Genomic DNA, 17,280 nt, shown 5'->3' with positions numbered 1-17,280 from the left:
TCAGCTACAGCGCGGGGAGGGTCTGGCTGGCGAAGCCCCAGCCCTTCAGCGGGGGGGCGGCGGCGCGCTCGACCAGCGCTGCCGCGTCGCCGATCGCGAAGGGATGGGCGCTGGCGCTGTCGGCGAGCTCGTCCCACGTCACCGGCACCGCGACCGGCGCGCCCTCGCGCGCCCGGGCGGAGTAGGGCACCACCGCGGTGCTGCCGCGCTGGTTGCGCAGCCAGTCGATGAAGATGCGGCCCTTGCGCCTGGCCTTGCTCATCGTCGCCGTGAAGCGGTCCGGCTGCGCGATGCTCAGCGCCTCGGCAAAGCGGCGGGCGAAGTCCTTGTGCGCGTCCCACGCATGGCCGGGGGTGAGCGGGGCGACGACATGCACTCCCTTGCCGCCCGAAAGCATCGCGAAGCTGGCCAGGCCGATGTCGGCAAGGTGGCGGCGGATGTCCTGCGCGGCCTGCCTGACCTCGTCCCAGCCGAGGCCCTCGTCGGGATCGAGGTCGAAGATCATCCGGTCGGGGGCCTCCACCGCATCGGCGCGCGAGCCCCAGGCGTGGAATTCGATCGTGCCCATCTGCACGCATTGCAGGATGCCGCGCGCGTCGGCGAGCGCGAGATAGTCCTCGGTCCCGCCGTCCTTCTCGCGGATCGGCACGCTGCGCACCGCGTCCCCCAGCGCGCCGCCGTCGTGCTTCTGGAAGAAGCATTTCTTCGCGCGGCCCTGCGGACAGCGGACGAGGCTGACCGGGCGGTGGCCGAGGAAGGGCAGCATCAGCGGCGCGACGGCGGCGTAGTAATCGGCCAGATCGCCCTTGGTCTCGCCGCTTGTCGGAAAGATCACCCGTTCGCGGCTGGAGATGGCGACGCCGGGCACGGGCGCGGGGGCGGGGGCGGGTGTCTCGGGCTTCACGGCCTTTGCCGGCTTGTCGGAGCGCAGGCCGATGAAGCTGGCGTGCCGCACGCTGCCGGAGGCGGTGAACTCGGCGAAGGCGATCTCGGCGACGAGCTTGGGGGTGAGCCAGGTGACGCCGCGCGCGGCCGCGCGGCCCACCTCCACCGGCGGGGTCTTGCGCGCGAGCGGCTGCATCCGGGCGGCAAGATCGGCCATGGTGTCGGCATCGAAGCCGGTGCCGACATTGCCCTTGTGGACCAGCGCGCCGCCCTCGTTCTGGGCCAGCAGCAGCGAGGCGAAGGGCCGCCCGCGGGCGCTCGAAGCCTTGAAGCCGATGACGACAAATTCCTGCCGCCGGGTGCATTTGACCTTGACCCAGTTGCGGCTGCGACGGTGGGCGTAGGCCGCGTCGATCGCCTTGGAAATGATCCCTTCCTGACCCGCGCCGCACATCGCATCGAACAGCTTCTCGCCCGCGCCGATCACGTGGTCGGCGATGTGGATGGGTGGCTCGGCCTCGGCGAGCAGCGCTTCGAGGCGCTCCTTGCGTTCGATGTTGGGTAGCGCGGTCAGATCCTCGCCGTCCACTTCGAGGAGATCGAAGGCGTGGAAGGCGAGCGCATCGCCGGGCCCTTGCGACCCGTGGCCGCGCTTGAGCACGTTCTGGAGGGTCGAGAAATCGGGATTGCCGTCGGCGTCGCTCGCCACGATCTCGCCGTCGATCAGCGCCGGGGGCAGGTCGAGCGCGGCGATGGCGGCGGCCAAGGGCGCGAACTTGTCGGTCCAGTCCTGCCCGGTGCGGGTGAAGACGCGCACCTCATCGCCCTTGGCCGCGACGAGCGCGCGGTAGCCGTCGAACTTGATTTCGTGCATCCAGCCGTTGCCGGCGGGGACGGCATCGACCAGCGTTGCGAGCTGCGGCTTGCGGAAGGCGGGGAGCTTGGCCGCTTTCGCCTGCGCGGAGCGCTTGGGCCTGGGCTTCGGCGGTTCGGCCGGTTTCGTCTCAGCCGCCTTCCCCGCCGCGATCTCGGCCATCGCGCGACCGGTCGCGATGCTGGTCAGCGCCTGCTCCACCAGCGTGTCGTCTTCCCCGGCGAAGGCATCGGTGACCTTGCGCAGCAGCCAGTTCTCGCGCTTCTCGCCCGGGCGCGGCTTCAGGCGGACCAGCATCCATTCGCCCTTCATCCGCTCGCCATCGAGCGTGAAGTGGAGGTGGCCCTCGTCCAGATCCTTCGCGCTCTTGCCAGCGATCGGCGCCCAGGTGCCGCGGTCCCACAGCATCACCGTGCCGCCGCCATACTCGCCCTTGGGGATGGTGCCTTCGAAGGTGGCGTAGCTGAGGGGATGGTCCTCGGTGCGCACCGCCAGGCGTTTGACGGCGGGATCGAGGCTCGGCCCCTTGGTCACCGCCCAGCTCTTGAGCACGCCGTCGACTTCGAGGCGCAGGTCCCAGTGGAGCCGCGTTGCCGCGTGCTTCTGGACGATGAAGCTGTTGCCCGCCGCCTTGCCCGCTTTGCCCTGCGGCTCGGACGTGCGGGCAAAATCGCGCTTTGCGTTGTAGGCGGCGAGCGGGTCAGACTTCCGGGGCATCGCCGTCCTCTGCAATGCCGTGCCGCGCCAGCTTGTGCTCCAGCAGCGAGAGGAGCGAGAGCACCACCAGGCCGATCGGCGCGGCGGTTGCCACCAGCGGCCACTGTGCGGCCCCGCAGGCAACGCCGATCACGCTGGTCAGGAACAGGTGCACGGCGGTGGTGATGTTGTGCACCTCGCCCTTGCTGAACACGATCAGCCCGGCTCCGACGATCCCGACGAAGGCACCCGCGGCCTCGAACAGGCGCAGCGGATCGGCATTCTCCATCGGCATCGAGGTGTAGAGACCAAGCACCGAAATCGTCAGCGCAGCGGCGGCGAGGCAGATCAACCCGTGGGTGCGCAGGCCCGCGGCATGGCCGCGCAGTTCGCGGTCGAGCCCCAGCAGCAGCCCGAGCACCGTTGCCACCCCGAGCCGCAGCACCAGATCGATATCGATCGCCGCAAGCGGCGCGGGGGGGTTGAGGGTCATCAGGCGCTCTTGCGCTTGCTCGCGGGCGCCTTCTTCGCGGGAGCCTTCTTGCGGGCCGGAGCCTTGCCCTCGCTCCCGACCGACTTTTTCAGCGCCGCCATGAGGTCGACGACATTCCCGCCGCGGCTTTCGGGCTCGCCCGCGTCCTCGATGATCGCCTTGCCGGTCTTCGACTTCGCCTTCTTGGCGATCAGCGCCTTGAGCGCATCGACATAGCGGTTCTCGAACTCGCCTGCATCGAAGGGGGCGGTGCGCTTGTCGATCAGCGCAGTGGCGAGATCGAGCAGCTCGGGATCGGGCTTGGCATCGTCGATATCGGCAAAGAAGCTGCGCCCGGCGCGCACCTCGTCGGCATACCGCAGCGTCTCCAGCAGCAGCCCCTTGCCGCAGGGTTTCAGGGCGACGAGCTTCTCGCTTCCCCGCACCGAGAGCTGGCCCAATGCAACCTTCTTCGACTGCCGCAAGGCCTCGCGCAGCACCACGAAGGCTTCTTCGGCGAGCTCGTCCTTGGGGGCGACGTAATAGGGCTTCTCGAAATAGAGCGGGTCGATCTCGTCGCTGCCGACGAATTGCACGAGTTCGAGCGTGCGGCGGCTTTCGATCTTCACCGCCTCGATCTCGCGCTCCTCGAGCAGGACATATTGCCCCTTCTCGACCTCGTAGCCCTTGATGATCGCGTCGCGGTCGACCGGGCCGATGCCGGGGACGACCTTTTCATAGGCGATGCGCTTGCCGCTGGGCTTGTGGATCTGGTTGAAGCGGATCGCCGCGCCCGCCTTGGTGGCGGCGAAGACCTCCACGGGGATCGAGACGAGGGCAAGGCGGATCTGCCCCGACCAATAGGCGCGTGCTGCCATGCTTGATGCCTCCCGGGTCCAATCGTCCGCCCGGTGCGCTGTGCCGCGCGCACACTCCTCCCGCACTAACCTAGGCGTGTGCCGCCCCCCGGCGCGCGGCCGAAAAGGGGGCGGTCCGATCCGAATCGAACAGGACCGTACCAAGGAGAGACCCCATGCCGCGCACATCTGCCCGCAGCCACGCCCGCAAGGCCCGCAACCAAGAGCCTTCGAGCTTCATCGCCACCGCCGCCAGGAGCGTGCTGGTCACCGCCGGGGTCGCCGCGATCGCCAACCTCGGGCGCAAGGCCATGACCCAGGCGCCGACCGCGATGGCGCGCGACTGGTGCGAGGGGCTGACCCGCGAGCACGAGGCGACTCTGGCCGCGATCGACAAGCTGATGGCGACCTCGGCCGAACACCCCCAGCGCCGCACCATGCAGCTCACCGCGATCAAGCACATGATCACCAAGCACGCGCTGCAGGAGGAGAACGTCATCTACCCGATGATCGCACGCGAGGCGGCCGATGCGACGGGCGAGCTCAACAAGGAGCACGGCGAGGTCAAGGCGATGCTGTTCGAGCTGACCCGCATGGACAAGGCCGACCCCGGCTTCGCGACCACTCTGGCGCAGCTGCGCAGCGCGCTCGAAGAGCACATGCGCGAGGAGGAGGACGAGCTCTTCCCGGCGCTGCGCGAACGCCTCTCGGACGAGGAAAACCGCAAGCTCACCCGCGCGATGAACATGGCCGGCGTGATGGTCGCCTGAACACTGCTCCCCCCGAATAGAAGGAATATTGCATGGCCAAGCAGCCGCAACGTGATGCGCTCCAGATGCTCGCCGACGATCACCGCACCGTCGAGGCCTTGTTCGAGAAATACGACAACGCCCGCAGCGCCTCGGTGCAGGCCAAGATCGTGCGGCAGATCTGCGAGGAGCTGACGATCCACGCGATGGTCGAGGAGCAGGTCTTCTACCCCGCCGTGCGCGAGGCGGTGGAGGACGACATGATGGACGAGGCGCAGGTCGAACACGACAGCGCCAAGACGCTGATCCTCTCGCTGATGACGGCCGAGCCGGGCGAGCAGTTCTTCGAGGCCAAGGTCAGCGTCCTCAAGGAACAGGTCGAACACCACGTCTACGAGGAGGAGCGCCAGCGCGGCAGCATGTTCGCGCAGGTGCGCAAGGCCGACATCGATCTCGACGCGCTCGGGCAGGAGATGGCGGCCTTGAAGAAGCAGCTGCAGGAGCAGGCCAAGGCCGGGGGCCTGCCGCAGCCGGAGAAGGTGGCGCTGCGGGCGTGACGATGGTCGGCGATGTTGTGCCGGGCATGGAGGAGCTCCATACCGCCGCGCGCGCGCTGCTCGAGACGCTCGATGCGGCGGGGATCAAGCTGGTGACGGCCGAGAGCTGCACCGGCGGCTTCCTCGCCTCGCTCCTGACCGACATCGAGGGGCTGAGCCACGGCTTCGACCGCGGGTTCGTGACCTATTCGAAAAGCGCCAAGCAGCAGATGCTGGGGATCGACCGCGCGCTTATCGAGCACAGCGGCGCGGTCAGCGGACCGGTGGTGCGCGCGATGGCGCAAGGCAGCCTCGATCGCTCGCGCGGGGGGCTGGCGCTGGCGATCACCGGCTTTGCCGGGGCATCCGACCCCGACGAGAGCGAGAGCCCGGGGGTGACCTATGTCGCCGCGGCGATCCCGCACCAGTCGTGGGTCTATCGCGAGGATTTCGGCAAACGCCCGCGCGAGGATGTCCGCAACCTCGCCGCCGCCGCGGCGCTCGCGGCAGGGATGCAGGCGATGGCGTGGAAGCAGGCGCTCTAGCAGGGCCGGGCTAGCATGCGTCCGGCGCAGGCGTGATCGCAAGCGCGAGATCGTGCCCGCCGCCCACCGCCAGCACCACCAGCGAGCCATCCTGCCGGGTGTGCACTGCGTGGGTCTCGCGCCTGCCGGTGACGGTGTTGAACTGCGTCACCCCGTAGCAGCCCGGCGCAAGTCCGGTCAGCTCGATATGCGCGGCGATGCTCTCCTGCCGCTCGTCGGGCATCAGGCAGATGATCGCCTGATGCGCATCGCCGCAGCCCGTCACCAGCCCGTCGAATTCGTGCACCGCGAGCCGGCTTGCGAGCGGTGCGCGCGCGAAACGGGCCCAGTCGATCAGCGGCAGGAAGGCGGCGAGCAGGCCTTGCGCCTCGTGCATTGCGGGCAGCAGCACGTGGGGGTGGCGATAGGGCCAGCGCATCCCGCCCCCTGCGCCCCCGCTCGCCAGATGCGCCCATTGGGTGCGGCGGAAGCAGCCGAGGTCGAAGCTTGCGGGCAGGCTCGTGCCGTCGTCGCAGAAGGTGTGGACCGGGCCGTGCTCGCTGTCCATCAGCGGGCGCAGCGGCGGGCATTCTGCGAGCGCCGCGCCAAGCAGCCGCACCGTCGCCTCGGCCGGGGCGAGCGTGCTTGCGGGTGCATCGAGCGTGCCGTGCTCGTAGAGATGGACGCTCGCGAAATCGAGCGCGGGGTGGCGGAACACCACCTCGCCCAGCAGCGGAGCGGCGACCAGATTGGGGTGGAACACCGAAACCGTCTGGAGATGCGCGCGGCCGTGGCGGGCGATCTCCTCGGCCCGCAAGGCCTCCGAGACCTCGGTGACGAAGGCATGGGTCGCGGCGAGATCGCCGCCGGCGTAGAAGGCGTCGATCTCGTTCCACAGATCCCACGCGAACACGGCGGGGCTCGCCCCCCAGCGCCGCGTGGCAAAGCGCAGCCGCTCGATCACCGCGGCGCGGGTCGCGGCGCAGGTGAACATCGTCTCGGGCCCCGCGCAAGGCCCCCCGCGCCGGGCGGCATAGGGGTGGTGATGCCAGCGGCGGGTCATGAAGAAGGTGTCGAACGGGGTGAGCAGGAAGCGGATGCGGTGCCGCTCCCCCAGCGCGATCAGATCGTCCCACAGCTGCACCATGGCCGGGCTGAAGGCGCCGACGCGGTGCTCGAGATGTCGCCCGCGGCCCTGGCTGTAATCGAGCATCAGCCTGAGGCAGGTGACCCCCTGCGCCGCGAGCGCGGCGAAGTGGCGCTCGACCAGGCCCGGGTCGCGGCGGCGGTAGAGCGGGGCGAGATTGGGCCACGTGATCGCCTCGTTGTGGCCGACCGGGTGCCACGGCTCGCCCGCCTCGGTCTCGAAATAGGGTGCCCCGGCAGCGACGCGGATCCAGCCCCCGAGGTCCGATGGAGGCCCGGGCGCGGCGACGCGGCGCAGCGCCTTGCCGTCACGTGCGGCGGCGGCGCCGCTGTTCATTCCGCCGCCACCGTCCCGGGCCCCGCCAGCGCCGCGCTTCGCCAGTGCGCATCGAGCCGCCGCCACGTGGCGAGCGCCTGACCGACGATCTGGTCCATGTTGTAGTAGCGATAGGTTGCGAGCCGTCCCACGAAGGTGACGTTGTCGCAGGCCCGCGCGAGTGCATCATAGCGCTTGTAGAGCGCCTGTGCCTCCGGGTTGGGGATCGGGTAATAGGGATCGCCCACGGCCGCCGGGTACTCGCGGGTGATGCTGGTGAGCGGGGCGTGCTGGCCGGTCAGGTGCTTGTATTCGGTGATCCGGGTGTAGGGCACGCTCTCGTCGGGATAGTTCACCACCGCCACCGGCTGCGCCTGTTCGCACGGCAGGGTCTCGTGCTCGAACCGCAGCGAGCGGTAGGGGAGCTTGCCCAGCCGGTGCCCGAAATATTCGTCGATCGGCCCGGTCCACACGAGGTGATCCCAGGTGATCCCGTCGGGCAGGTCGGCAAAGCCCGTGCCGGTCATCACCGTGATCCGCGGCTCGTCGAGCATCCGGGCGAACATCGAAGTGTAGCCGTCGGCCGGCATGCACTGGTAGGTGTCGGTGAAGTAGCGGTCGTCGGTGTTGGTGCGCGCCGGCACGCGCGCGGCGACCGACTTGTCGAGTTCGCTCGGATCGACGCCCCACTGCTTGCGGGTGTAGCCTTCGAAGAACTTGGCGTAGAGATCCTCGCCGACCTGCGAGACGACCTGGTCGCGCGAAGTGCGCACTTGCGCAACGGGAACCGCCACCGACGCGAGAAAGCCTTCCGCCTCGGCATCGGTCGCAAGGTCGAGGCCGTAGAGCTGGTTCAGCGTCGTGCGGTTGATCGGCATCGGCACCAGCGCCCCCTCGACCGAGGCGAGCACGCGGTGCTCGTAGGGCCGCCAGCGGGTGAAGCGCGAGAGGTAGTCGAGGATCTCGCGGCTGTTGGTGTGGAAGATGTGCGGCCCGTATCTGTGGACGAGGATGCCGGCCACGTCGCGGCGGTCGAAGGCATTGCCGCCGATGTGATCGCGCTTGTCGATCACCAGCACCGAACGGCCTGATCCCGCCGCAATCCGCTCGGCCATCACCGATCCGGCAAAGCCCGCGCCGACCACCAGCACATCGTAATGGCGCGGGGGTGACCGGTCGCGGTCGCGGTCGCCGGCGCTGCTCGCGCTGCGGCGGCCCTTGCCGACGATCGCGCGAATCTGGCGCTTCACCAGCGCGGTCTCGAGCTTCTTGGCGATGCTGCCGGCGATACCGTCCCAGCTCTTGTCGGCAAGGCAATCGCGCACCTCGGCCCGCCACGCGGCGCGCACGCCTTCGTCGGCGGCAAGCAGGTCTTCGCATTGCGCGACGAAGGCGGCCGGTTCATCGGCGATGCGCACCATGTCGAGGTGGCCGTAGCCTGCCACCACGTCGCGGATCGAGGTCGAGACCACGGGGAGCCCGGCGGCCATGTATTCGGGGGTCTTGGTCGGGCTGATGAAGTCGGTCGCGGCGTTGCGCGCGAAGGGCATCAGGGCGATGTCCCACCCGGCGGCATAGGCGGGCAGCTCGGCATAGTCCTTGCCGCCCAGCCAGTGGATGTTGGGCGCGCGCGGAAGATCGGATTCGGCGATCTTCACCACCGGGCCGACCATGACGAACGACCATTCCGGGCGCGCCTGCGCCGCCGCGGCGAGCAGGCCCAGATCCATGCGCTCGTCGATCACGCCGTAGAAGCCGAGCCGGGGGCGCGCGAGCCCGGTCTGGTCGGCCGGGTCGGGCAGGCCGTCGGCCCCGCGCGCGAAATGCGCGATGTCGACGCCCGAGGGGACGCAGTGGATGTTGCGGTGCCGGGCGGCGCGCGCGGCATGGAGGCTCCGGCCGCCGCACAGCACGATGTCCGCGCGCGCCATCAAGGCGCTCTCGCGTGCGGCGATATCGGCGGGCGCGAAGGCGAAGTTGGCGAGCTCGTCCATGCAGTCGTAGACCACCACGTCCGCGCGCGTGCCGGCGCTGAAGCCGAGCATCATCGGGGTGTAGTACCAGAACACCCGGGGCGCGCTGTCTTCGGCCAGCATTCCCTGGAGCAGGCTCCGCAGGGCGAAGTCGGTCTCGGCGGCATCGAGCCCCTCGGGGAGCACCGGCACGACGCGGGTGAGGCCATCGGCCAGCGCCTCGCGTTCGAGCCGGGGCACGGAGCAATCGGCCTCCGCGCTCGGCTCCTCCCAATAGGTCACCTCGAACTGGTCGGCGAGCCGGGTCATCATGTGCTGCGGACGCTGGAACACGAAATTCCAGCGCAGGTGCGAGAAACACACCAGCGCGGGCCGTCCGGAAGGAAGGCGGGCAGCGGGCGGGGTCTCTGACGGGCGATGCATGGCGAGAGTGCCTTCCGGTTCGGGAGTGGCCGCCGACGGGGTCGATCGCACGGGCGGCGTCGCCGGGGGGCGACACCCCCGCCTAGCGCCTGCCGCGCTGCTGCTGTTTCACCTATGTGAAGTTCTTCGAATAAGACCCAAAGACGCGGGATTGCGAACCCATGTTATGGGGTCACATTTACAGATAGAGCAGTCTTGATCGAAAGCGCGAGCGCAAACTGTTCGTCGCATCAGGAGTGCTATTCATGGACAATTCTTGGATTACGAACGCTCTGCCGTTCTGGATACTCGGCGTGCCGTTGGTCGTGAGTATCATTAGTTACATGCAGATGCCCCGCCAGCGCGATCTCGTCCCGCCCGACCGGCGCGAAGATCGCCGCAACATCGTCCGCGAGCCGGTGATCCGGTCGGGCGACACTGCCGTTTCGAGAGGATAACCCGATCATGTTCAGTCACAACAAGCGCCTGCAATACACCGTCCGCGTGTCCGAGCCGAACCCGGCGCTCGCCTCGCTCCTGCTCGAACAGTTCGGCGGCCCCGACGGCGAGCTGGCAGCGGCGATGCGCTACTTCACCCAAGGCCTCGCCGAGGAGGATCCGGGCCGCAAGGACATGCTGCTCGACATCGCCACCGAGGAACTCTCCCACCTCGAGGTGATCGGTTCGATCGTTGCCATGCTCAACAAGGGCGCCAAGGGCGATCTCGCCGAAGCCGCGCTGGAAGAGGCCGAGCTCTACAAGTCGCTCACCGCGGGCGGCAACAGCCACACCCAGGCGATCCTCTATGGCGGCGGTCCGGCGCTGACCAACTCGTCGGGCGTGCCGTGGACCGCGGCCTATGTCGATTCGCGCGGCGATCCGACTTGCGATCTGCGTTCGAACATCGCTGCCGAGAGCCGGGCGAAGATCATCTACGAGCGCCTGATCGCGATCACCGACGATCCCGGCATCAAGGACGCCCTGGGCTTCCTGATGACCCGCGAGATCGCGCACCAGAAGAGCTTCGAGAAGGCGCTCTATTCGATCGCCGACAACTTCCCGCCGGGGCGCCTGCCGGGCGTGCTGCCGTTCGACAGCCTCTACGTCAACGCCTCGACCGGGCCGGGCGATGCCCAGGGGCCGTGGAACAGCGGGCCCGAATGGGAAACCACCGACGAGAACGACATGACCCGCTCCGCCGATGGCGGCGAGGGCACGGCCGAGGTCAAGCTGCCCGCCGACAAGATGGAGACCTTGCGGGCGATGAGCGCGCGCCTTGCCTCCGATGTCGACAGCGATCCGCTGACCGGCGCGGATCTCGGCACGGGCGTGGTGGAGAGCGACTGACGCATGCCTGAAGCGGCGCTCACGGGAATGGCGGCGAGCCTTGCCGCCGGGGCCATGACCGGCCTCGGCGGACTGCTCGTTGCGGCCTCGGGTGCGCCGGACGCGCGGCGGCAGAACCTGCTGATCGGGTTTGCCGCCGGAGTGATGATCGCCGCCGCCTTCGCTTCGCTGATCCTCCCCGCCTTCGCGCAGCTTCGCGGCGGCGGGGCCTCGCTGGTCGCTGCCGGGTCGAGCGTGCTGATCGCGCTGTGGCTCGGTGCTGCGGTGATGGCGTGGCTCGGGGTGGGGAGCGACGCGCTCGCCACCCGGGGCCGCTTCTGGCCTTCCGCGCCCGACGAGCGCCGCATCGCGCTGTTCGTGCTCGCGATCACCCTGCACAACCTGCCCGAAGGCATGGCCGTGGGCCTCAGCTTCATGGGCGGCGACCCGCAACTCGGCTGGGCGACGATGCTCGGCATCGGGCTCCAGAACATCCCGGAAGGGATGGCGGTGGCCGCGCTGCTTGCCAGCCTCGGCTGGAACCGCGCACGCTGCACGGCGGCGGCGCTCGCGACCGGGCTGATCGAGCCGCTCGGCGCTGCCTTCGGCGTCACCATCGCAGCGACATCGGCGGCGGTGCTGCCCTGGGCGCTCGGCTTTGCGGCGGGCGCGATGCTGTTCGTGGTCGCCGCCGAGATCATCCCCCACACCCGCCGCCAGATCGCGCACGGATCGGCGAGCCCCGCGCTGCTGGCGGGCCTCGCGCTGATGCTGGCGCTCGACCTCACCCTCTCCTGATCCCTCACACGCAAGGAACCTCTCCCATGTCAAAGATTGTCTCCAAGCTCGAGGAAGGCGACCTGCCCGGCCTCGAGGCCAATCTCGATCCCAAGCCCGATTGGGAGCCGCGCTATCCCGGATCGGGGCGGCTCGAAGGCAAGGTCGCGATCGTCACCGGCGGCGACAGCGGCATCGGCCGCGCGGTCGCGGTGCTGTTCGCCCGGGAAGGCGCCGACATCGTCATCTCGCACCTCGAGGAAGAGGAAGACGCGATGGCCACCGCCGAGATGGTCGAGGACGAGGGCGCGCGCGCCGTCACCATCGCCGGCGACATCGGCGAGCGCGATCACTGCAAGGAGATCGTCGACCTCGCGATCCGCAAGTTCGGGCGGCTCGACATCCTCGTCAACAACGCGGGCGAGCAGCATCCCGACAAGGACGTGACCGAGATCACCAAGAAGCAGCTGAAGCGCACCTTCCAGACCAATGTCTACGGCATGTTCTACATGGTGCAGGCCGCCATGCCCTATCTCGAAAGCGGCGCGTGCATCATCAACTGCACCTCGGTGACGATGTACGAGGGTGCCGAGGAGCTGCTCGACTACTCGGCCACCAAGGGCGCGATCACGGCGTTCACCCGCTCGCTCTCGCAGAACCTTGCCGAAAAGGGCATCCGCGTGAACGGTGTCGCGCCGGGGCCGATCTGGACGCCGCTCAATCCGTTTGGAGGGGCAAGCGAGGAGAAGCTCGCGACCTTCGGCCAATCCACCCCGATGGGCCGCCCGGGCCAGCCCAACGAGGTCGCGCCTTCGTTCCTGTTCCTCGCCTGCGAGGATTCGAGCTACATGACGGGGCAGGTGCTGCACCCCAATGGCGGGATCATCGTGGGCAGCTGACGGAATGGAATTGCCGGACTGGAACGCCGTGCTCCCCGGCGAAGAGGGGCTGATCGATCTCGTCTGGACCTTGGGCGTCGCCGCCGTGCTGGCGGCGGCGGCCCTCATCGTGCATGGCGTGCTGGTGTTCGTCGCCCGGCGCATCGCCCGGCGCACCGAGACCGGCAGCGACGAATTGCTGATCGAGCACCTCGTCCGCCCGCTGCGCTGGATCGCGGTCGCCCTCGCGCTGCTATCGATCCAGCGGATCGCGGTGCCGAGCCGCGATCTGGCCGCGGGGATCGTCGCCTTCGTGCAGCTGGTCATGCCGCTGCTGTGGGGCTGGCTGCTGATCGCCGGCATCCGATTCCTGAAGAGCTACATCTATGCCCGCAGCGATCTCGAGGTGGAGGACAACCTCGCCGCCCGCCGCCGCCGCACGCGGGCCGATATCCTCGCCCGGATCGCGGTCATCGTGGTGCTGCTGGTCAGCGCCGGGCTGATGCTGCTGAGCATTCCCGCCGTGCGCGAGATCGGGGTGGCGGTGATGGCCTCGGCGGGGATCGCGGGGCTGGCGGTGGGGGTCGCGGCGCAGCCGCTGCTCAAGAACATCGTCGGCGGCTTCCAGCTCGCCTTCACCGAGCCGGTGCGGATCGACGACGTGGTGGTCTACCAGGGCGAATGGGGACGGGTGGAGCGGATCGGCCTCACCTATGTGGTGCTGCGCATCTGGGACCAGCGGCGGCTGGTGATCCCGGTCTCGAAGCTGGTCGAGGAGCCGATCGAGAACTGGACGCGGCAGACCAGCCAGCTGCTCGGCACGGTGTTCGTCCACGTCGACCACACTGCCGATATCGCTGCTTTGCGTGAGGTGGCGCTGGAGGCGGTGCGTTCGCACAGGCTGTGGGATGGCCGCGCGGCGGCCGTGCAGGTCACCGACATGACGCCCCACGCGCTTGAAGTGCGCGTGCTGATGAGCGCGCGCGGCGGGAGCGAGATGTTCGATCTGCGCTGCGACGTGCGCGAGGCGGTGGTGCGCGCACTGGCAGAGGGTCTGCCGGGGTCGCTCAACCGGGCGCGGGTGCTTGTGGAGGAAAAGGAACCGCGATGAACATCGATTGGGTCACCATGGTCGGCACCGTCGGTGCGACCGCCTCGGTGGCGAGTTTCACCCCGCAGGCGTGGAAAATCATCCGCGAGCGGTCGACCGAGGGCCTGTCGCTGGCGATGTTCGCACTGACCTGCCTCGCCTTTGCGGCGTGGACGACCTTCGGGGTGATGAAGGGGGAATGGACGCTGATCGTCCCCAACGCGATCTGCCTGGTCTTCGCGCTGTTCATCTTCGGGATGATCGCGCTTCCGGCGCGCAAGACCGAGGAAATCGCCGAAACGCTTGATCCGGAAAGCTGATGGCGACCCCACCCAACGGGGGGGCGGAGCGGGGCCGCCTACGGCGCGGCCCTTAGTAGGTCACGCCGTAATAGGAATAGACCTGGCTGTTGTAGGTCTGGTCATACTCGGGCTCGTTGTTGTTGTCCGCATAGCGCGGCGCGTCCTCGAGCATGTCCTTGTCGAGATCGACCACATAGCCGCCGTGTTCGGTGCTGTAGGTGAGCATCGACCAGGGGATCGGATAGTAATCGGCCCCGATCCCGAGGAAGCCGCCGAACGTCATCACGGCGTATTCCGCCTTGCCCGAGCGCTTGTCGACCATGAAGTTGGTGATCGACCCGAGCCGCTCGCCCTCGAGGTCATAGACGGCGGTGCCCTCGACCTTGTTCGAGGCGATGAGCTCGCGGGTTTCATCGGTGTTGATTGCGTCTGCCATCGACTGTTTCCTCCTGTGATAGGCAGGCGTGAAGGTGCTTTGCGCGAGCGCGCGCGGCACTCACATAGGTCAGGCGGAGGCCGAGGCGCCCTTGCGGTGCGGCGGGGGAGGCGGGCTGCCTGTCAGGCGGCGCTCCCGGCACGCTCGCCCGCCGCGTAGATCCGGTCGACGACCTCGGCGGCGGCGGTGAAGCGGTGGGCTTCGGGATCGAAGCGCGGGCTTTCGGCCAGCGCGCGTGCCCAGGCCGCCGCGGCACGCCCGCCCCAGTCTTCGGGTGGGCCGACCAGCGTCTCGCACCCGGTGCCGGAGAAGCGCGCGAGTTCGAAGTCGTAGAAGCTCCCCCCCACGTTGCGCAGCCTTGCGCCGCCCCGCGTGCCGTGGAAGCTCGCCTCGATCCGCGCGTCCTCGCCCGCGTGGAGGTTCCACGAACAGGCGATGCGCACCGCCGCGCCGCCTGCCAGATCGAGCCGCGCGAGCGCGAAGTCCTCCACCCGGCCAGCCCCCCGCGCGAAGGGTTCGCCCCCGGCAAAGAGCCGCGCGCCGACGCGCTCGACCGCCGGAAAGCCGGTCAGCCACAGCGCGAGATCGACAAGGTGGACGCCGAGGTCGATCACGCAGCCGCCGCCCGAGAGCGCGGGGTCGCGGAACCACGGCTTGTCCGGGCCATAGGCGTTGTGGAACACCAGATCGGCGGCGAAGATTGTGCCGAGCGTGCCCTCCTCGATCAGCGCGGCGAGCGCACGGGCGGCGGCGGTGTGGCGGTAGGAGAGATCGACCCCCAGCAGCCGGTCGGCGTTTTCCGCCGCTTCCACCACGCGGGCCGTTTCGGCGGCGGTGCGTCCGAGCGGCTTCTGGCAGAACACGGCAACGCCCCGCTCCAGCGCGGTGATGGCCTGTTCGGCATGGAGCGCGCTCGGCGTGGCGATCACGACCCCGTCGAGCCCTGCATCGAGCAGGCTCTCGTAGCAGCTCAGGATCGCCGCACCCGGCGCGAGCGCGAGCGCCTCGCGCGCGCAATCCTCGTCAGGATCGACAAGGGCAACGATCTGGGCTGCGCCGGTCGCAGCGATGGCCTCGAGCCGGTGGCGGCCGATCCAGCCGGTGCCGAGAAACCCGAGGCGCGGCCCGCTCTCGCTTGATAGCGTCACCCGAGGTCGATCCACGCCTTGACGAAGCCGGGCGGCTTGTCGCGGGTTGCATCGAGCGCCTCGCCGAGCGCGCTGAGCGGATAGCGGTGGGTGAGGAGCGGCGCGATCTCGAGCCGGCCCTCCGCCACCGCCGCCACTGCCTCGCGCACCCCGGCGAGCTGCACCGCCGGATCGCGCTCGTGGGCGTTGACGACGTCGATGCCCTTCCAGTTCCAGCCCTGCATGTCGACCTGCCGCGGCCCGTCCTGATGGTAGCCCGCGATCACCAGCCGCCCGCCGAAGCCGACCAGCTCGCCCGCCAGGTCGAGCGGCCACTGCTTGCCGACGCACTCGATCACCCGGTCGCACAGCGCCTCGCCGGTGATCGCTTTCACCGCGGCGATGATCCGCCAGTGATCGTCCATCGCGATGGCGTGCGCGGCGCCGAGATCGTGCGCGAGGGCGAGGCTTTCCGCGCGGCGCGAGATGGCGATGACCTCGGCCCCCGCCGCGCTCGCCAGCCGGGTGAGCACCGCGCCGAGGAAGCCGATGCCGATGATCGCCACGCTCTGCCCCGCGCGGATGTCGCTGCGGCGCAGGATGTTGAACGCGCACCCGAGCGCCTCGCCGGGGAAAGGCGCGCCGTCCAGCTCCGGGGGCAGCTTCACCACCATGCCGGCAGGAACGATGTCGGCCTCGGCATAGGCGCGGTGCGAAAGCGCGGCGACCCGGTCGCCTGCGGCAAGCCCCTCCACCCCCGCGCCGACCGCCTCGATGATGCCCCAGCCCTCGTGCCCCAGGTCGCCGGGCGGGGTGGGGTAGCGCATCCAGTCCGGCCCTTCCCACGGCGTGAGATTGGAGGCGCACACGCCGCACCCTTCGAGCCTCACGCGCACCTCGCCCGCACCGGGCGCGGGCAGGGGGACGCGTTCGATGGCGACGGCTCCGGGGCCGGTCAGCACGGCAGCCTGCATCGCCTCAGCCTTCCGCGATGAAGGCTTCGAGCGCGGCGTGGGCCTCGTCGTCCGTCATCTGCTCGGGGGGGTGCTTGCAGAACCACGCGCTCGCCGGGTGAACCGGCCCCGCCAGCCCGCGGTCGCGCGCGAGCCGGGCGCAGCGGATCATGTCGATCGCGACGCCGGCCGAATTCGGCGAATCCTCGACCGACAGGCGCAGCTCGAGGTTCATCGGCACGCCGCCGAACATCGTCCCCTCCATCCTGAGGAAGCACACCTTGTTGTCGTTCTGCCAGGCGACATAGTCGGACGGGCCGACATGGATGTCCGCCTCCCCCATCCGTGCCGCGGCGACGGCCTGCACCGCTTCGGTCTTGGAGATCTTCTTGGCGGCGAGGCGGCTCTTCTCGAGCATGTTGAGGAAATCGGTATTGCCGCCGGTGTTGAGCTGGTAGGTGCGCTCCAGCGTCACCCCGCGCTTGGCGAAGAGATCGGTCAGCACGCGGTGGACGATGGTCGCGCCGAGCTGCGCCTTGATGTCGTCCCCGATGATCGGCACGCCTGCGCTGCGGAACCGCTCGGCCCAGGCAGGGTCGCTGGCGATGAACACGGGAATGGCGTTGACGAAGGCGACCCCCGCCTCGAGCGCGCACCCGGCGTAGAATTCGCTAGCCGCCTGCGAGCCGACGGGGAGGTAATTGACCATCACCTCCGCCCCGCTCTCGCGCAGCACGCCCACCACCTCGGCGTGATCGGGCTCGGGCGCGTCGGCGGGGAGGAAGGTGCGATCCTCGGGGTAGTTCGCCATGTGCGCGGCCACCCCGTCGAGCTTGCGGCCCATGCGGACCCTGGTGCCGGTCGGCTCGACCATGTCGCAGAAGCGCGCCGTGCAGTTGGGCTTGGCGAAGATCGCCGCGGCGACATCATGCCCGACCTTGCGGCGGTCGATGTCCCAGGC

18 protein-coding genes are annotated in these 17,280 nt (G+C 69.3%); 9 read left to right on the top strand and 9 right to left on the bottom strand.

Going from position 1 to position 17,280, the window contains the following annotated elements; all coding sequences use genetic code 11:
- Nucleotides 1–4: 4 nt before the first annotated feature.
- Genes ligD through AX692_RS03240 form a run of 3 tightly spaced genes read right to left on the bottom strand, consistent with a single transcriptional unit; the run spans nt 5 to nt 3,805 of the window.
- Nucleotides 5–2,476, bottom strand: a complete 2,472-nt coding sequence (ligD, locus tag AX692_RS03250) for a DNA ligase D (protein WP_073975013.1) — start codon at nt 2,474–2,476, stop codon at nt 5–7.
- Nucleotides 2,460–2,948 (bottom strand): MgtC/SapB family protein, encoded by a 489-nt coding sequence (locus tag AX692_RS03245; protein WP_073975012.1) that lies wholly within the window; start codon nt 2,946–2,948, stop codon nt 2,460–2,462. The genes ligD and AX692_RS03245 overlap by 17 nt, the downstream gene beginning before the upstream one ends.
- Nucleotides 2,948–3,805: a Ku protein gene (locus tag AX692_RS03240; protein ID WP_073977562.1), complete on the bottom strand. Its 858-nt coding sequence runs from the start codon at nt 3,803–3,805 to the stop codon at nt 2,948–2,950. Before AX692_RS03240 ends, AX692_RS03245 begins: the two co-directional genes overlap by 1 nt.
- A gap of 155 nt (nt 3,806–3,960) precedes the next feature.
- Here AX692_RS03240 and AX692_RS03235 point away from each other — a divergent pair, with 155 nt between their 5' ends.
- From AX692_RS03235 to AX692_RS03225, 3 genes are read left to right on the top strand one after another with little or no spacing between them, the layout of a single operon-like run.
- Nucleotides 3,961–4,554 carry a hemerythrin domain-containing protein gene (locus tag AX692_RS03235; RefSeq protein WP_073974721.1) on the top strand — a complete coding sequence of 198 codons (594 nt, stop codon included), beginning with the start codon at nt 3,961–3,963 and terminating at the stop codon, nt 4,552–4,554.
- Nucleotides 4,555–4,586: 32 nt separating this feature from the next.
- Nucleotides 4,587–5,090 (top strand): hemerythrin domain-containing protein, encoded by a 504-nt coding sequence (locus AX692_RS03230; RefSeq protein ID WP_073974722.1) that lies wholly within the window; start codon nt 4,587–4,589, stop codon nt 5,088–5,090.
- A gap of 2 nt (nt 5,091–5,092) precedes the next feature.
- Complete coding sequence (locus tag AX692_RS03225) at nt 5,093–5,614, top strand: CinA family protein (protein ID WP_073974723.1); 522 nt, start codon at nt 5,093–5,095, stop codon at nt 5,612–5,614.
- A 10-nt stretch (nt 5,615–5,624) separates the two neighbouring features.
- On the opposite strand, the gene AX692_RS03220 is transcribed toward AX692_RS03225, so the two are convergent.
- Nucleotides 5,625–7,076: a hypothetical protein gene (locus AX692_RS03220; RefSeq protein WP_073977561.1), complete on the bottom strand. Its 1,452-nt coding sequence runs from the start codon at nt 7,074–7,076 to the stop codon at nt 5,625–5,627.
- Nucleotides 7,073–9,451 carry a UDP-galactopyranose mutase gene (gene glf / locus AX692_RS03215; protein WP_073974725.1) on the bottom strand — a complete coding sequence of 793 codons (2,379 nt, stop codon included), beginning with the start codon at nt 9,449–9,451 and terminating at the stop codon, nt 7,073–7,075. Before glf ends, AX692_RS03220 begins: the two co-directional genes overlap by 4 nt.
- 245 nt (nt 9,452–9,696) lie before the next feature.
- On the opposite strand from glf, the gene AX692_RS03210 reads away from it, so the two are divergent.
- From AX692_RS03210 to AX692_RS03185, 6 genes are read left to right on the top strand one after another with little or no spacing between them, the layout of a single operon-like run.
- Nucleotides 9,697–9,888, top strand: a complete 192-nt coding sequence (locus tag AX692_RS03210) for a hypothetical protein (RefSeq protein ID WP_073980907.1) — start codon at nt 9,697–9,699, stop codon at nt 9,886–9,888.
- A 7-nt stretch (nt 9,889–9,895) separates the two neighbouring features.
- Complete coding sequence (locus AX692_RS03205; protein WP_073974727.1) at nt 9,896–10,777, top strand: manganese catalase family protein; 882 nt, start codon at nt 9,896–9,898, stop codon at nt 10,775–10,777.
- A gap of 3 nt (nt 10,778–10,780) precedes the next feature.
- Nucleotides 10,781–11,554 (top strand): ZIP family metal transporter, encoded by a 774-nt coding sequence (locus AX692_RS03200; protein ID WP_073974728.1) that lies wholly within the window; start codon nt 10,781–10,783, stop codon nt 11,552–11,554.
- 26 nt (nt 11,555–11,580) lie between these two features.
- Nucleotides 11,581–12,432, top strand: a complete 852-nt coding sequence (locus AX692_RS03195; RefSeq protein WP_073974729.1) for a glucose 1-dehydrogenase — start codon at nt 11,581–11,583, stop codon at nt 12,430–12,432.
- Between the two features lie 4 nt (nt 12,433–12,436).
- On the top strand, nt 12,437–13,522 hold the full coding sequence (locus AX692_RS03190) for a mechanosensitive ion channel family protein (RefSeq protein WP_081095100.1): 1,086 nt from the start codon (nt 12,437–12,439) through the stop codon (nt 13,520–13,522).
- Nucleotides 13,519–13,821, top strand: coding sequence for a SemiSWEET family sugar transporter (locus AX692_RS03185; RefSeq protein ID WP_073974675.1), 303 nt, complete (start codon nt 13,519–13,521; stop codon nt 13,819–13,821). Before AX692_RS03190 ends, AX692_RS03185 begins: the two co-directional genes overlap by 4 nt.
- Before the next feature lie 52 nt (nt 13,822–13,873).
- Here the strand turns inward: AX692_RS03185 and AX692_RS03180 are convergent, their stop codons facing one another.
- The 4 genes from AX692_RS03180 to AX692_RS03165 all read right to left on the bottom strand — a co-directional run.
- Entirely contained in the window at nt 13,874–14,239 is a 366-nt protein-coding gene (locus AX692_RS03180) for a PRC-barrel domain-containing protein (protein WP_073974676.1), read from the bottom strand.
- 122 nt (nt 14,240–14,361) lie between these two features.
- Nucleotides 14,362–15,387, bottom strand: coding sequence for a Gfo/Idh/MocA family protein (locus AX692_RS03175; RefSeq protein ID WP_073974677.1), 1,026 nt, complete (start codon nt 15,385–15,387; stop codon nt 14,362–14,364).
- Nucleotides 15,384–16,340, bottom strand: coding sequence for an MDR/zinc-dependent alcohol dehydrogenase-like family protein (locus tag AX692_RS03170; protein ID WP_073974678.1), 957 nt, complete (start codon nt 16,338–16,340; stop codon nt 15,384–15,386). Before AX692_RS03170 ends, AX692_RS03175 begins: the two co-directional genes overlap by 4 nt.
- A 4-nt stretch (nt 16,341–16,344) precedes the next feature.
- On the bottom strand, nt 16,345–17,280 hold a 936-nt coding region (locus AX692_RS03165), incomplete at its 5' end, for an inositol-3-phosphate synthase (protein ID WP_073977560.1).

Origin of the sequence: Erythrobacter donghaensis (assembly GCF_001557325.1) — a bacterium.
Taxonomy (GTDB): Bacteria; Pseudomonadota; Alphaproteobacteria; order Sphingomonadales; family Sphingomonadaceae; genus Erythrobacter; species Erythrobacter donghaensis_B.
This window is presented reverse-complemented; position numbering and strand designations above follow the sequence as displayed.